Raw genomic sequence first — 15,670 nt, 5'->3', positions numbered from 1 at the left:
CCGCGGCCCGCATCGTCCGGGAGGAGGGCGTGATGCCGCCTGCCTCACGGTGAGGGATCGGTCACATACGCCCGTCACCCCTGGTCAGCGTCGGACCCCGCCGCTAGGTTGCCCAGGTGACCACTCGCCTCGCCCGACGCTCCCTGGCCGCCGCGATCACCGCCGGGGCCCTGTGCCTCACCGGCCTCTCCAGCGCCTCGGCCGACGAGCGCGACACCGTCGCCGGGCACCTGCTGCGCATCGCGCACGGCGAGGAGGCCGAGACGGCGGACGCCGCGCACCCGACGGGTGACGGCGAGGACGCCTGGCTGCTGGTCGAGGACGACGGCGACCTCACCCCGGTCGACCTGCCCGCGCACCTCGACGGCGTCGAGTCCGGCGCCGAGGTCGAGGCGACCGTCGCGACCGCACCCGTGGGCGGCACCGCCGAGGTCACCGCGCTCACCGTCACGGAGGCCGCCGTCGCGGCGACCGCCGCCACCACCGTGCACCACGCGTACGTGGTCCGCGTCGACGACCCGACGGTGACCACCGACGTGGCGATGACGGCCGCGCGCGCCGATGTCGAGGGCACCATCGACTACTGGCTGCGCGAGGCGCGCGGCGCGATCGGATCCTTCGACATCGCCTCCACCGCGACGCTGTCGCTCGCGTCCTCGTGCAGCTACGGCTTCGCCGACCTGTGGGAGCGGGCCGAGGCGCTGTTCCCGTCCGTCGACTTCGTCGGCGCCACCAACCACCTGGTGGTCTACACGCCCACGTCCTGCTCGTACCCCTACGCCGGCGTCGCGACGTTCGGGACCATGTCCGGCGGCGGCTACATCCACATGCCTGCGCCGGATCCGTCCTCGATCGCGCACGAGCTGGGCCACAACCTCGGCCTCGACCACTCCAACCTCATCTGGGGAGACCCCTACCGCGACGGCGAGTACGCCGAGTACTACGGCGCGTTCAGCCCTATGGCGGCCTCCATCATCGACTTCGCGCCCGCCGCCCTGAGCGCGGCCAACCGGGCCGCGCTCGACCTCCCGGGCGTGGAGGGGTCCACCGCGCACGTCGCTCTCACGCCGGGCGACACCTCGACGCAGACGGTGACGCTCGCATCGTCCACCGCCGAGGAGGGCACCACCGCGATCGCGATCGCCGACGGCTCGACGGGCACCACCTACTACGTGGACTTCCGCGACGCCGCGGGCGTCGACGCCGGCGCGTTCTACGGCTCGGACTACTGGCTCGACATCGACGGCCTCTACGCGGCGTACGGCGCGGGCGTGGTGGTGACGTGGGTACCGGGCGACGGCCAGGACTACGTCTTCGCCACCGAGGACGCCGACGGCGTCCTCCAGTCCTCCTATCGCGAGGGCGACGCGTTCGTCGCGCCGGACGAGGCGTTCACGGTCGACGTCGTCGCGCTCTCCTCGACGTCCGCGACGGTCGAGATCGCCACCGGCGCCTCGATGCGGGTCTTGTCGAGCCTCGCGCTCAAGGCGCCCGCGACCTACGCGGGCTCGCAGCCGAAGGTGACCGCCACCGTCACCTCCTCGACCGCTCCCACCGGCACGGTGGACTTCTACGTCGACGGCGCCGCCACGGCCGCCGCCACCGCGACTGTGGACGCCTCCGGCGTCGCGACCGCGACGCTGCCGAAGCTCCCCCGGGGCACCCATGCGCTCCGCGCCGTGTACTCGGGCTCGGACCAGGTGCGCCCCTCGCAGGCGTCCCGCACGCTCACCGTCAACGAGCGCCTGGCGAGCTCGATCGCGGCGAAGGCCACCTCGACCCCCTACGGCACGGCCGGCAAGGTGACCGTCACGGTGACCGGGCGGACCACCCCCACCGGCACCGTCACGGTCACCGTGGGCTCCAAGGTGTGGACGCGCGCCGTCGACTCCAGGGGCAAGGCCACGGTCACGCTGCCGAAGGACTGGAAGCCGGGGACACGCACGCTGACAGTGCGGTACAACGGCGACGCGACCTTCAAGGCCTCCTCCACCTCCGTGACGGCGACCGTGGTCAAGGCGACCCCGAAGGTGACGGCCGCGGCGCGCACCGCCGTGCGGAAGGACGCCAAGGCGACCTTCGTGGTCCGCGTCGCGAGCGACGTCGCACCCGAGAGCGGCTACGTGCGCCTGTACGTGGGCTCGACCCCGGTCTCGTCCAAGGTGAAGCTGGTGAGGTCGGGTTCCGTCTACAAGGTGCGGGTCACCACCGCGGCGCTCCCGCAGGGCCGGGTCTTCGTGAAGTACTACGGCACCACGTACCTGCGCGAGCGCAAGGTCAAGACGGCGTACACCACGGGCTGAGCGTCGCGGCGGGCCTGGGAGACGGTCAGGAGGCGACGCTCATCGCGCCGCCATGCGAGGATCGCCACTCCCGCGGCGTCACGCCCTGGTGACGACGGAACGCCCGGGTGAAGGTGGTCGCATCGTCGAACCCCGCGCCGGCGGCGATCTCCGCGATGGGGACCTCGGCAAGCGCCGGGTCCACCAGCCGTCGCGCGGCGAGCGCGAGCCGCTCGCGCCGCAGGTAGTCGCTCGGCGTGGTGCCCACGTCCTCGAACACGTGATAGACCGTGCGGCGCGAGACGAAGAACTCTGCGGCGATGTCGTCGACCCGGACCCGCGGCAGGTTGACGGCCACGAAGTCCTCGATCGCGCGCAGCAGCCCGCCACGCGTGCGCGGCAGCACACGCGTGCCCTCCGCGGACGCCCGGATCATGGTCGCCGCCAGGTCGGCCGCCACCTCAGCGGCCGCGCCCGCCTCCGCGCCTCCGGCCGCAAGGCCCTGCCGGTGCACGTCGAGCGCGTACGCGAAGAACACCCGGGTCGCGGCCCCGGCCGCGACGTTGAGCTGCCCCAGCCCGTGGTCGAGCGCCGCGCGCGGCGCGTCCAGGGCGGACCGCGACACCTGCACGATGAGCTGGCGCTGGCCCGGCTCCGAGTAGTCGAGGTAGTACGGGGCGTCGGTGGCGTACATGAACGCGCGGCCGGGCCGCACCGACACCATGCGCCGCCCCTGCCGCACGGTGCCGCGCGACGCGACCTGGAGCGACAGGTGGAGCGCGTCGCCGTCCGCGCGCGCCGCGAGGCGCTCCGAGCGGTCCACGGTGTGCCCGTCCGTCGCGACGCACGCGATCGAGATGCTGTCGTCGAGCTCGAGCTGATCCATCCGGCCGTGGAACCCCGGCTCGAACGCGCCGCAGTTGATGGGGACGAAGCAGCGCCGGACCACGTCCTGCCACTCGTCCGCGCTGCCCACCGCGTGAACGACCATCACCGCCTCCTTGCGCTGATGCTCTGCAAACTAGGCTCGCGCCCGGTGATCGTCAACAATGTTGGCCACAATGTTATGAAACCGCCTCTGAGGGGCGTCAGAACGGGTAGGTCGCGATCTCGGCCTGCATGGTCACCCACTGCGTGTCGGTGAAGGCCTCGATGTTGGCCTCATGCCCGCCGAACCTCACGCCCGTGCCGGAGTGCCCGACGCCGCCGAACGGCGCCTGCGCCTCGTCGTCGACGGTCTGGTCGTTGATGTGGACGATGCCGGTGGGCATGCGCGCGGCGAGCTCGAACGCCCCGTACGGATCCCCGGTGAGGATGCCGAGCGAGAGCCCGTACGGCGACGCGTTCACCAGCCGCACCAGCTCCTCGGTGGTCGCGAACGGCGTGATGGACGCGACGGGGCCGAAGATCTCCTCCTCGAAGGACGCGTGCCCGGGCGCCACATCGGCGAGGACGGTGGGGGCGTAGAACAGCGCATCGTACGTGCCGCCGACGGTGAGCCGGGCGCCCGCCTCGACGCTGCGGCTCACCACCGAGTGCACCTTGTCGCGCTGCCCCGCGTCGATGATCGGGCCCAGGGGCGCGCCGGTCGACGGCGGCCCGGCGGGGATGCGCGCCGCCTTCTCGGTCAGCAGCGCGACGTAGCGGTCGTAGAGGCTCTCGTGGACCAGGTGGCGGCCCGTGGTCATGCAGATCTGGCCCTGGTGGAGGAAGGATCCCCAGGCGCCGGCCGAGGCGGCCGCCTCGACGTCCGCGTCCTCGAGCACCGCGAGCGCGTTGTTGCCGCCGAGCTCGAGGTGCACGCGCTTGAGCAGCTCGCCGCCGCGTGCGGCGATGGCGCGGCCGGCGGGAGTCGAGCCCGTGAAGGAGATCACGGGGATGCGCGGCTCCTCCACCAGCGCGGCGCCCACGTCCGCCCCGCCCGGCACCACCGAGAGGACGCCGACCGGCAGGCCCGCCTCCTCGAGCACGGCCGCGAGCAGCAGCCCGCCGGCGACGGCGGTCCGGGGGTCCGGCTTCAGCACCACCGCGTTGCCCAGCGCGAGCGCGGGCGCGACGGAGCGCATCGCGAGGATGGCCGGGAAGTTGAACGGCGAGATCACGCCCACGACCCCGACGGGAACGTGGCGCGCCATGCTGAGGCGCGGGCGGCCCGAGCGCAGCAGCTGGCCGTAGGGGACGAGCGCCGTGGCGGCGGCGAGGTGCAGCTCCGAGGCGACCAGCCCGACCTCGAAGGCGGCCTTGCCGGGCGCCGACCCGGCCTCGTCCTCGAGCCAGCGCACGAGCGCCGGCTCGTTCGCCTCAAGGACGGCCGCCGCGCGCCGCATCACCGCGGCGCGCTCCTCGGGCGAGGCGACCGCCCACGTGCGCTGGGCGCTCACCGCAAGGTCCGTCGCGGTCTCGACGTCCGCCGCCGACGCGACCGCGTAGGACGCGAGGCGCTCGCCCGACGAGGGCGACACCGCATCGGCCGCCGCACCCGTCTCGATCCATCCGCCCAGGTATGTGCGGCCCTCCCAGGCCGGCTGCTCGAAGAATCCCATGGTCATCCTTCCGTCGTGGCCGAGGCGGCCGTTGCGTCGGTCGTGCGGTTCGGCCGGGGCTCGCCCGGACCGGCGGGGGCGGCACCGGCCGGGCGCGACGTCGCGACCACCCGATGGCCCACCGGGAAGAGCGTGATGTCGAACCGCGAGCGCAGCGCACCCCAGATCCCCTGCGGGAGGAACAGCGTGATCGCGATCGCCAGGACCCCGAGCACCACGAGGTACCACAGCCCCATCTGGCTGAAGTAGAGGTCCATGACGTAGTAGACGATCGCGCCGATGATGGGGCCCTCGAGCGTCCCGATGCCGCCGATGAGCACCATGAAGACCATGAACGCCGAGAAGCTCACGGAGAAGATCTGCGACGGCGACTGGACCCCGATCTGCTGGAGGCAGATCACCGCGCCCGCGAGCGCGGCCATCACCGCCGCGAGGACGAAGACGATGCGCTTGGCACGGCTCACGTCCACGCCGAGCGCGCGCGCGGCGACCTCGTTGTCGCGCACGCTCTGGAGCGCGACGCCGAGCCTGCTGCGCAGCAGGAACAGCGTTCCGATGAGCGTCGCGACCACGATCCCGAGCGCGAGCCAGTACGTGAACAGGTTCCTCATGACCGGGTCCGCGGTGTAGTCCGAGATGCCGCGCCCGCGCCCCGCACCAAGGGAGTCGAAGCGGATGACGATCTGCCTGGCCGCCTCCGCGATCACCCACGTGCCGATCGCGAAGTAGCCGCCGCGCAGGCGGAACGCGACGAACGACAGCGCGAACGCGATCGCCCCGATCGCCAGCGACGCGACCAACGCGCTCGAGTACGGGTCGAGGCCCAGGTCGTTGAACACGAAGACCCCGTAGGCGCCGAGCCCGATGTACGCCTGCTGCCCCACCGACACCATCCCCGCGAAGCCCGCAAGGAGGTTCCACGCGGTTGCGAGGGTGATCAGGTAGAAGAGCTTGATCCACTGGCTCGTGATCGAGGGCTCGAACACGTAGGGCGCCATCGCGAGCGCGAGGATCACGCCCGCGCCGATGATCTGCACCGTGATCATGCGCCGGCGCAGGCGGTCGACCCGCACCTCCCCCGGGACCAAGGACGTCATCTACGCCACCACCTTGCTGCGGACGATGCCGGTCGGGCGGAGCACCAGCACCGCGAGGAACACGAGGTTGCCGACGAGGAGCGGGAGCTCGGGGCTCACCACCCCCGCGAGGGTCTGCGCGACCCCGAGGACGATGCCGCCCGCGAGGGTGCCCCACAGCGAGCCGAGCCCGCCGATGATGACCGCCTCGAAGGCGAACAGCACCATGAGCTGGCCGTCGAACGGGGTGACGCCGCCCTGACGCATCCCGAAGAACACGCCCGCGAGCGCCGCGATGGCGAACGCGAGCCCCATCGCCGACGCGTACACACGCCGGTGGTCGACGCCCATGAGGCGCAGGGTGTCCGAGTCGTCGGCGGCGGCGCGCATGTAGCGGCCCGACCGCGTGCGTGCGAGGAACTGCTGCGTGCCGGCGATGAGCAGGACCGCGATGACCATGGTGAGGAGCGGCAGCACGCCGATGCTCACGCCGTCCGCCACGCGGATGCTGCGCACCGCGAGGGAACCCGTCGGGATCGCCTGCTTATTGGTGGTGAACAGCTCGATGAGCGCGTTGGGGATGATGATCGCGATGCCGAACGTCACCAGGAGCGGGGCGAGCTCGCCGAGCGTGAGCGCACGCTGGAGCAGGAGCCGCTGCACCCAGTAGCCGACCACGCCGAGGAGCGGCACCACCAGGAGCAGGCTGACCCACACGTCGACGCCCAGGCTCGACAGCGCCACCGCGGCCAGGTACGCGCCGACGGTCATGATCTCGCCGTGCGCGAGGTTCACCACCCGCAGGATCCCGAAGGCGATCGACAGGCCCAGCGCGGCCATCGCGAACAGGCCGCCCAGCAGGACGCCCTGCACCAGCGCGTTGACGATCACCATGACGCGACCTCGTGGCCGAAGTAGGCGTCGGTGATCTGGGCCCGGGTGAGCGTCGCGGGCGTGCCCTCGAGCACCGCATGGCCCTCGAGCATGCAGGCGATGCGGTCGGCGACGGCGACGGTCCGCTCGAGGTCCTGCTCGACCAGGACGATGCCGAGCCCGCCGCGGCGCACGGCCGCGAGGGACGCGTAGAGCTCGTCGATGACGATGGGCGCCAGGCCGAGCGAGACCTCGTCGAGCAGCAGCACCTCGGGGTTGGACATGAGCCCTCGCCCGATCGCGACGGCCTGCTGCTGGCCGCCCGACAGCTGCGACGCGTTGCGCTCCAGCAGGTCGCCGAGCATCGGCAACGCGTCGACCACCGTGTCCACGGTCCAGGTCCCGGTCCGGCGCGAGCCGGCCCCGATCTCGAGATTGTCGCGCACCGTGAGGCTCGCGAAGAGGCGTCGCCCCTCCGGGACCAGGCTCACGCCGAGCCGGTTGCGCTCGAAGTCCCGGACCTGCGTGACGTCATCGCCATGGAGCAGCACGCGCCCGGCGTCGGGACGATGCGCGCCCGCCAGGACGCGCAGCAGCGTCGACTTCCCGGCGCCGTTCGCGCCCACGAGCGCGAGCACCTCGCCGGGCTCGACGGCGAGCGAGACGCCTGCCACCGCTCGGGAGTCGCCGTAGCCGGCCTCGATGCGCTCGGCCGCGAGCAGGGCCGTCACAGCGCGCCTCCCAGATAGACGGCGCGCACCGCGTCGCTGCGCATCACTTCGCTCGGCTCGCCGTCGGCGACGATGACGCCCGTGGCGAGGCACACGAGGCGCTCGACCACGGCGAGCAGCGCGCGGACCACGTGCTCGATCCAGATGATGGTGATGCCCTGCGTATGCAGCGATCGGATGGTCGCCACGAGGCTGTCGCACTCCGCCTCGGTGAGGCCGCCCGCGATCTCGTCGAGAAGCAGCAGCCGCGGATCCGTCGCGAGCGCGCGGGCGAGCTCGAGGCGCTTGCGCCCGAGGAGCGGCAGCGCGCCGGCCGGGGTGTTCGCGACGCCCAGCATGTCCGCCATCGCGAGCGCCGCGAGCGCGCGGTCGTCGGCCGCCCGGCCGCGCAGCCCGGCGCCCGCCGTCGCGCCCGCGAGCGCGTTCTCGAACACCGTGAGGTGGGCGAACGGGCGCGGCACCTGGAAGGTGCGTCCCATGCCCGCCCGCGCCCGCGCATCGGCCGGCGTGGCGGTCACGTCCCGGCCGCCGAAGCGCACCGTGCCCGCCGTGGCGCGCTCGGTACCGTTGATCACGCTGAGCAGGGTGGACTTGCCGGCGCCGTTCGGGCCGACGATGCCCAGGGCCTGCCCGGCGGGGACCGACAGGTGGACCGCCGTCAGCACGTCGAGCGCGCCGTACGACTTCGCCACGGAGTCGACCTCGAGGAGGGCCTCGCCGGCCCCCGCCGTGCGGGTCATCACCACTCGAGGAGCTCGAGCGGACGGTCGACCGGGAGGTCGGGCACCGTGCCGGCGTCGACCACCACCCACTCCCACTCGCCCTCTGCCGTCTTCTCCCACTGTCCGATCGCGGTCGGGATGGTCGCGATGCCGGGGAAGGGGCCGCTGGTGAAGTCGATCTGACCGCCGAGCGTCATCATGTCGATGTCGTCGAACGCGGCGACCAGCGCCTCCTTGTCGAACGGGTCGCCGGAGGCCTCGAGCGCCACCTTCGCGACCTCGAACAGCGAGCCGTTCAGGGGGGTCGCCTGGTTCCACACGAGCCCCTCCCCCTCGGGGCTCGCCTCGAAGCTCGCGATCCACTCCTCCGGCGTCGCGCCGTCGAAGCTCGACTCGTACGGGTAGGTGGGACCCCACCAGGTCGCGAAGGCGAGGCCGTCGCCCAGGTCGTCAGGGATCGACGGCACCGTGGTCGGGAAGAACAGCGCCTTGCCGACGGTCGCGACCTTGGGCTCGAAGCCCTGCTGCGCCGCCTGGGTCCAGAAGGTGACGAAGTCCGGCGGGATCGGGATGCCCGCGATGATCTCGACGCCCTCGTCCTTGAAGGTCTGGATGATCGAGGTGAAGTCCTGCGTGCCGTTCTCGTAGGCACCCGGGTCGACCACCGTGTAGCCGTGCGCCTCGACCAGCGGGGTGTAGCCGGTCTCGGGGTCGCGGAAGGCGCCGCCGTCCGCGTCGTTCGGCCACAGCACGCCGACCTTCTTGTTGGTCTCCACCTGGTCCCACGCGAGCGGGTCGACGTCGCCGAAGCCCTCGATGCCGAAGAAGAAGTGGTGCGTCCACTCGAGCGGCTTGTCGGGGCCGAAGCCGCCGCCGAAGACCACCGCCTGCCAGGGGGCGTTCGCGGTGAGGCACGGGACGCCGTGCGCCTCGCACTGCGCGACCACCGGGTTGACGGTCTCGGGCGTGGAGGTCGCCATGAGGAGGTCGACCTTCTCCTCCGTGATGAGCTCCTGAGCGAGCTCGCCCGCCTTCGCCGCGTCGGAGCCCGAGTCGCGGTCGATGATCTCGACCTCGTAGGTGGTGCCGTCGATGGTGATGCCGTCGGCGAACTGCTCGCGCACCACGCTCAGCATGTACGGGTCGCCGTCGGTGAAGCCCGTGAGCGCTCCCGTCGCGGGAGCGATGTAGCCGATCGTGATGGTGCCGCCCGAGGCGTCGCCGGAACCGCCGCCGGAGCCGGAGGCCGAGTCCGACGGGTCGGCGTCGTCGACTCCTGCCGGGGTGCATGCGGCGAGGCCGGCGGCGAACGAGGCCGTCGCCGCGATGACGATCGCGCGCCGCCTTCCGCTCGCAAGGGACCTGAAGGGTGCAACGTACGTCATGGGGGGACCGTCCAATCAGCGCATGCCCACCTCGTCGTGAGCGGCTTCAGAGTAGGAAGGCGCGGCCCCGCGCGGTGGCGATCACCGTCACCGGTGCGCAAAACGCCGATTCGCGCGGGACCGCGGCCGCCTGGCCCCGCCCGCCGCTCCTACGCGGGCCCCTCCGCCCCTCCGCCCTCGAGATCCCCGCGGAGCGTCCCGGTGACGGCGTCGACGGCGGCGCCCACCGTGGGCGCGAGCCGGTCGGGCGCGAACCGCTCGAGCGCGCCGTAGCGTCCCAGCGCATCCTTGACCGGCCCCTTGACCTCGGCCAGCACCAGGCGGATCCCCCGCACCGCCAGGAAGTCGTCGAGCTCGAGGAGCGCGTCGACCGCGGTGGTGTCGATGTCGGTGATCGGCTCGGCGGCGAGCACGACGGTGCGCACGTCCGGCTCCGCGGCGGCGACCTCCGCGCGCACCCAGTCCGCGAACACGCCGCCGTTGGCGAAGAACAGCGGGGCGTCGAAGCGCAGCACCAGCGCGCCGGGGATGGGCCGCGCGTGGTCGGGGTGCCGTGAGAGGTCGTGATAGCCGCGCACCCCGGGGATGCGCCCCAGGCTCGCGCGGTAGGGCCGCCACGAGCGGTCCACGAACGTCAGGAGCGAGAGCACGATCGCGACGAGGATGCCCTCGAGCACGCCGACCACCAGCACCGCGACGGTCGCGAGCAGCGACAGGGCCGCATCGACGCGCTTCATGCGCCAGAGCGTGCGCACGGCACGCACGTCGACGAGCGTGAGGACCGCGGCGATCACCACGGCCGCGAGCGTCGGCTCGGGCAGGTACCGCGTGAGGTCCGGCACCAGCAGCATGAACGCCACGATGAGGGCGGCGCCGACCACGCCCGTGAGCTGGGTGCGCGAGCCGGCCGCGGCCGCCACCGGCGTGCGGGAGGACGATGCGGAGACGGCGAAGCCGCCGAACAGCCCGCCGCCGATGTTGGCGAGTCCGATGCCCGCGAGCTCCGCATTCCCGCTGACCGCCTCCCCTCGCCGGGCCGCGAGGGTGCGCGACAGCACGGCGCTGTCGGTGAAGGCGACCAGCGCGATGCCCGCTGCCGGCGCGACCAGGGCGGCCGCATCGTCCCACCGGAGCCCGCCCAGCGCGGGCGCGGGCAGGCCCTGCGGGAGCGCTCCGACCGTGGCGACGGTGTCGCCGACCCCCGTCGCGGCGACCACGGCCATGCCGAGCACCACCGCGACCAGCACGCCGGGGACCGGGGAGCGCAGCCAGCCGAGCACCAGGATCACCGCGAGCGAGCCCACCCCTACGGCCGCCGCCGCGGGGACCACGTCCCCGGCGGCGAGCGCCTCCACGGTCGCGAGCGCGTTGCGCCACGGGCCGTCGCGGTCGATCGAGAAGCCCAGCAGGGCGGGCACCTGCGTGAGGATCACGATGAGCGCGATCGCGTTGAGGTAGCCCACGCGGACCGGCTTCGACAGCAGGTCCGTGACGAAGCCGAGCCGCAGCGCGGCGCCGAGCAGCATGAGCGCGCCGACCAGGATCGCGAGCAGGCCCGCGAGCGCCACCGCGCGGCCCGCGTCGCCGCCGGCGAGCGGAAGGATCGCGGCGGCGATGATGGGCGCGAGGGCCGAGTCGGGCCCCAGGACAAGGATCCGCGACGGGCCGAACGCGGCGTAGACCAGCAGCGGCACGATGGTCGCGTAGAGCCCCGTGACCGGCGGCAGGCCCGCCACCTGCGCGTAGCCCATCCCCGCCGGGATGAGCAGCGCGGTCACCACCACCCCGGCGCGGATGTCGGGCCACAGCCACGCGCGGCGGTAGGCGCGGGCCACCCGGATCCCCGGCACCACCCGTTCGATCGCCTCCGCGCGCATCGTCGCCGCCTCCTCCTCCCATCCTCGCCCTCCTCCCCCGTCGGCGCCGCCCGCGCCCGCCCCGTCGCCGAGCCCGCCACCCGTCCGCGCGCCGCTAGGCTCCGAACGTGGGCCGAGGAGGTCGCTCATGGACACGTCGGACGCCGCATACGCCCTGCTTCTCGGGGCGGTCGCGGCCTTCAACCCGTGCGGCTTCGCGCTGCTGCCGGCGTACCTCACGGTGATCATCACGGGCACGGCCGGCGCCGCGGGCGAGGCGGTGCCCCGCGCGATCGCGCTCCGGCGCGCCCTCGGCTTCGCCGCCGCGATGACGGTCGGCTTCGTGGCGGTGTTCCTCGCGTTCGGCCTGCTCTTCGGCGGGGTGAGCCTCGGGCTTCAGGGCTCCGTGCTGCCGTCCATGTCGTGGGTCACCCTGGCGCTCGGGATCCTCGTGATCGCGCTCGGCGCGGTGATGGCCGTGCGCGGCGAGCTGCGCGGCCCGGGCCTCGGCGCCCTTGCCCGCGCGGGGCGCGCACCCGGCTCCACCCTCGCGTCGCAGGCGGTCTACGGAGCGGGCTTCGCGCTCGCGTCGCTCAGCTGCACCATCGGCCTGTTCCTCGTGGTGGTGACGCAGGCGCTGGCCGCCTCGGGTCCGGTGGCCGCCGTCGCGCCGTTCGTCGCGTATGCGCTCGGCATGGGGGCCTCGGTGGTCCTCGTCTCGCTCGCCGCGGCGGTCGCGGGCACCGGGCTCGCGACGGCGCTGCGGCGGCGCACGCCCGTGCTCATGCGCGCGGGCGGCGTGCTCATGATCCTTGCGGGGATCTACGTGGTGGTGTTCGCGCTCGCCGAGATCCTGCCGCGCCACGGCGTGCATGCGCTCGACGGCGTGCTGCTCGCGACGTCCCGGTGGCAGTCCTCGCTGTCGCTCGCGATCCAGTCCTGGGGCACCACGGTGCTCGTCGGCGTGGTGCTGGCCGCCGCATGCGCGACCGTCGCCGTGCTCATCGCCGCACGGCGCGCGGGTGGCGGGGTCCGCTGAGCGGAACCGCCACCGCGGCTCACGCGTCAGACGAGGCGCATGCCCCACACGAGCGTGTGCTCGGCCCCGGGCTCGAGGGTGACCAGGTCCTCGCCCGTGCGGAACGCGTCGGCGATGCAGCTCATCGGCTCGATCGCGACACCCGCGCGGCGCACGCCTGCGACCTGGTCGCCGGTGCAGATCTGCCAGGCCTTCGCCTCGCCGTCCGCCCAGATCTCGACGGTGCTGCCATCCGCCCAGCCCAGGCGCGCCCACGAGCGGCCCTCGGCATCGGGGATGACGTCCACCCACGCATCGTCGAAGGCGACTCCCCGAAGGGAGCGCGGCGCGCGCAGGTCGAAGTCGCCGTCGACGGCGGCGGTGCCGGTGGGCAGGAGCCGCTCGTCGACCGTGACGCTCGACGCGGCGTCGAGCTGCAGGGTGCACTCGTCGAGCGGGGTGCCGCCCGGGGCGAACCACGGGTGGAAGCCCACGCCGTACGGCAGCGGGCCGGTGCCCGCGTTGCGCGCGACCGTGGTGATGGTGAGGCCGTCCGGGCCGAGCGCATAGGTGGTCTCGAGGGCGAGCTGGAACGGGTAACCGGGGCTCGCGGCGAGCGTGAAGGCGAGCGCCGCCTGCGTCGCGCTGCTCGACGCGACGGTCCAGAGGGCGAAGCTCACGAGCCCGTGCAGCGCGGTCCCACGGTCGGGCTCCGAGACGGGGACCTGCAGGTCACGTCCACCGAACTCGTAGCGGCCGTCGCGCAGGCGGTTGGGCCACGGCGCGAGCACCATGCCGTGGAACGCGGCCGGCAGCTCATCGGCCGCGAACGGGATGACCACCTCGCGGCCGCCGACGGTGTACTCGCGCAGCGCCGCGCCGAGCGTCGCGATGGTGGCGACCTGGTCGCCGAAGGTCAGGGTGATCTGGTCACCGGAGATGAGGCTCATGCCCCGAGGCTATTGCGTCCGGACCGGGACCGCGCACCCAGCGACGATGCTCAGGTCGAGGCGATCTTCTCCGCGTAGTCGACCAGCTGATCCGCGGTCACTCCGCCGCCGAGCGTGTACGCGTCGCCCGAGTCGTCGATCACCAGCACGGTCGCCTGGGTGACCACGTCGAATCGCTTCCAGATCGATCCGTCGAGGTCCGCCACGTGGGTCATGCCCTCGACCTGCGCGTCGGTGACGAACTTCTCCATCGCCGCCTGATCGTCGGACAGCCCCGCGATCCCGACCATCTCGACCCCGTCGGGCAGGCGGTCCATCGCCTCGGTGAGAGGGCCCGCCTCCGCGAAGCACGTGGGGCACCACGGCGCCCAGAACCACAGGATCACGTCGCGGTCGTCGAGCGTGAGCCCGTCGAACTCCTCGCCCGCGAGCGTCATGCCGGTGAAGGCGAAGGCGTTGTCCGGGTCGGACGATGCGTCGGTGCCGGCGTCATCGTCCGCCGGGGCGGCGTCGGGCATCGCGGACGCCTCCGCGCCTCCCGCGCCGTCGTGGGTCGCGGCGGGTGCCGACCCGCTCGGCCCAGGCGCGGCTCCCGCCTCGGCGACGTCCGCATCGTCCCCCGCGCCGCTCGCGCAGCCCGCGAGCGCCATCGCCCCGATCACGGCGGCCAGCATCGTCGCTCGTCGCATCTCCTCATCCTCCTCGTCGCCCGGTCGAACCGCGAGGTGTTCGGAGCACATCGCGCCCCGGATGGGTGCTACATGTCGTGAGCCATGTCGGTGAAGTGCGCGTAGTCCTTGCGGAACGCGACCTCGATGGTGTCCGTGGGGCCCGCGCGGTGCTTCGCCACGATGAAGTCGGCCTCGCCGGGGCGGTTGTCGCGGTCGTAGACGTCCTCGCGGTGCAGCAGGATGACGATGTCGGCGTCCTGCTCGATCGCGCCCGACTCTCGCATGTCGGACAGCATCGGCTTCTTGTCGCCGCGCTGCTCGGAGCCACGGTTGAGCTGCGAGATCGCGATGACCGGCGCCTCGACCTCCTTGGCGAGCAGCTTGAGCGCACGGGAGAACTCCGAGACCTCCTGCTGACGCGACTCGACCTTGCGACCCGAGGTCATGAGCTGGAGGTAGTCGACCACGATGAGCTTGAGATCGTGCTGCTGCTTGAGGCGGCGGCACTTGGCGCGGATCTCCATGAGCGACATGTTGGGGCTGTCGTCGATGAACAGCGGCGCCTTCGCGATGGTGGCGGCCGTCTGCGCGAGGCGCTCCCAGTCGTGAGGCCCCATCGGCCCCTTGGTGAGGCTCGACAGCTTGACGCCGGCCTCCGCGGAGAGCATGCGCTTGGTGATCTCCTCGCGGCTCATCTCGAGCGAGAAGATGACGGCGGTCTTGTTGTGGTGGATCGCGCACGAGCGCGCGATGTCGAGGCCGAGCGTCGACTTTCCGACCGCGGGACGCGCGGCGATGACCACCATCTGGCCGCCCTGCAGCCCGCCGGTGAGATCGTCGAGCGCGCGGAAGCCCGTGGGGACGCCGAGCATCGTGCCGTCGCGCGACGACGCGGCGTCGACCTCCTCGAGCGTGCGCTCCATGATCTCGCCGATCGGGAGGTAGTCCTCGGAGTTGCGCCGCTCGGTGACCGCGAAGATCTCCGACGATGCGGCGTCGACGATCTGGTCGACCTCCGCGCCCTCGCCGTCGTACCCGAGGTTGGCGATGCGCGTGCCCGCCTCCACCAGCTTGCGGAGGATCGCCTGCTCGCGGACGATGCGCGCGTAGTAGCCCGCCGAGGCGGCCGACGGCACGAGCGAGATGACCGTGTGGAGGTACTCGGCGCCGCCCACCTTGGACAGCTCGCCCTGGCGCTGGAGCTCGGCGCTCACCGTGAGCGCGTCGACCGGGTCGCCCGCGTTGTAGAGCTTCACCGCGACGTGGAAGATGGTCTCGTGCGCCGGCTTGTAGAAGTCGTCGCCGCGGATCTCCTCGATGACGTCCGCCATCGCGTCCTTCGACAGGAGCATCGCGCCGATGACGCTCTGCTCCGCCTCGAGGTTCTGAGGAGGCAGGCGATCGAACGAGCTGCGCGGTCCGGGGTCGGAGCCGTAGGCCGCCTCAAGCTCGTCGACAGACATGCCGCTCCTCTCCCACCACCGTCACCAGTGTCTCGCCGGGGTCCGACAGCCGGACCAGACACGCGAATGTATGGCGCGGTGGGCACGCTCACAAATCGAG

Annotated in this window: 12 protein-coding genes and 1 pseudogene; 2 read left to right on the top strand and 11 right to left on the bottom strand. The window is 72.7% G+C overall.

Annotated features, from left to right (window positions below; all coding sequences use genetic code 11):
• Positions 1 to 116 precede the first annotated feature (116 nt).
• Positions 117 to 2,303 carry an Ig-like domain repeat protein gene (locus tag AOM09_RS00725; protein WP_062382862.1) on the top strand — a complete coding sequence of 729 codons (2,187 nt, stop codon included), beginning with the start codon at positions 117 to 119 and terminating at the stop codon, positions 2,301 to 2,303.
• Positions 2,304 to 2,328: 25 nt separating this feature from the next.
• Here the strand turns inward: AOM09_RS00725 and AOM09_RS00720 are convergent, their stop codons facing one another.
• The 8 genes and pseudogenes from AOM09_RS00720 to AOM09_RS00685 all read right to left on the bottom strand — a co-directional run bounded on the left by AOM09_RS00720 (position 2,329) and on the right by AOM09_RS00685 (position 11,489).
• Entirely contained in the window at positions 2,329 to 3,273 is a 945-nt protein-coding gene (locus AOM09_RS00720; RefSeq protein WP_062382859.1) for a helix-turn-helix transcriptional regulator, read from the bottom strand.
• 97 nt (positions 3,274 to 3,370) lie between these two features.
• Entirely contained in the window at positions 3,371 to 4,825 is a 1,455-nt protein-coding gene (locus AOM09_RS00715; RefSeq protein WP_062382855.1) for an aldehyde dehydrogenase family protein, read from the bottom strand.
• 2 nt (positions 4,826 to 4,827) lie between these two features.
• Complete coding sequence (locus AOM09_RS00710; RefSeq protein WP_062382852.1) at positions 4,828 to 5,922, bottom strand: branched-chain amino acid ABC transporter permease; 1,095 nt, start codon at positions 5,920 to 5,922, stop codon at positions 4,828 to 4,830.
• The gene (locus tag AOM09_RS00705; RefSeq protein WP_062382849.1) at positions 5,923 to 6,795 is read right to left on the bottom strand and encodes a branched-chain amino acid ABC transporter permease; all 873 of its coding nucleotides are present in this window, start codon (positions 6,793 to 6,795) and stop codon (positions 5,923 to 5,925) included.
• A pseudogene (locus AOM09_RS00700) lies at positions 6,789 to 7,436 on the bottom strand (ABC transporter ATP-binding protein); the annotation flags it as partial. The gene AOM09_RS00705 and the pseudogene AOM09_RS00700, both read right to left, overlap by 7 nt.
• 65 nt (positions 7,437 to 7,501) lie before the next feature.
• Positions 7,502 to 8,245: an ABC transporter ATP-binding protein gene (locus AOM09_RS00695; RefSeq protein WP_062382840.1), complete on the bottom strand. Its 744-nt coding sequence runs from the start codon at positions 8,243 to 8,245 to the stop codon at positions 7,502 to 7,504.
• Entirely contained in the window at positions 8,245 to 9,612 is a 1,368-nt protein-coding gene (locus AOM09_RS00690) for an ABC transporter substrate-binding protein (RefSeq protein WP_062382838.1), read from the bottom strand. Before AOM09_RS00690 ends, AOM09_RS00695 begins: the two co-directional genes overlap by 1 nt.
• Positions 9,613 to 9,761: 149 nt before the next feature.
• Positions 9,762 to 11,489 (bottom strand): SulP family inorganic anion transporter, encoded by a 1,728-nt coding sequence (locus tag AOM09_RS00685; protein ID WP_062382836.1) that lies wholly within the window; start codon positions 11,487 to 11,489, stop codon positions 9,762 to 9,764.
• Between the two features lie 127 nt (positions 11,490 to 11,616).
• On the opposite strand from AOM09_RS00685, the gene AOM09_RS00680 reads away from it, so the two are divergent.
• Complete coding sequence (locus tag AOM09_RS00680) at positions 11,617 to 12,507, top strand: cytochrome c biogenesis CcdA family protein (protein WP_062382834.1); 891 nt, start codon at positions 11,617 to 11,619, stop codon at positions 12,505 to 12,507.
• Positions 12,508 to 12,533: 26 nt separating this feature from the next.
• Here AOM09_RS00680 and AOM09_RS00675 read toward each other — a convergent pair whose 3' ends face one another.
• The 3 genes from AOM09_RS00675 to dnaB form a co-directional block, all read right to left on the bottom strand.
• Positions 12,534 to 13,436: an aldose 1-epimerase family protein gene (locus AOM09_RS00675; protein ID WP_062382831.1), complete on the bottom strand. Its 903-nt coding sequence runs from the start codon at positions 13,434 to 13,436 to the stop codon at positions 12,534 to 12,536.
• A 50-nt stretch (positions 13,437 to 13,486) separates the two neighbouring features.
• Entirely contained in the window at positions 13,487 to 14,125 is a 639-nt protein-coding gene (locus AOM09_RS00670) for a redoxin domain-containing protein (protein ID WP_062382829.1), read from the bottom strand.
• Positions 14,126 to 14,193: 68 nt separating this feature from the next.
• On the bottom strand, positions 14,194 to 15,570 hold the full coding sequence (dnaB, locus tag AOM09_RS00665) for a replicative DNA helicase (RefSeq protein WP_062382827.1): 1,377 nt from the start codon (positions 15,568 to 15,570) through the stop codon (positions 14,194 to 14,196).
• Positions 15,571 to 15,670 lie beyond the last annotated feature (100 nt).

It is taken from the genome of Demequina iriomotensis (assembly GCF_000971395.1).
GTDB lineage: Bacteria > Actinomycetota > Actinomycetes > Actinomycetales > Demequinaceae > Demequina > Demequina iriomotensis.
This window is presented reverse-complemented; position numbering and strand designations above follow the sequence as displayed.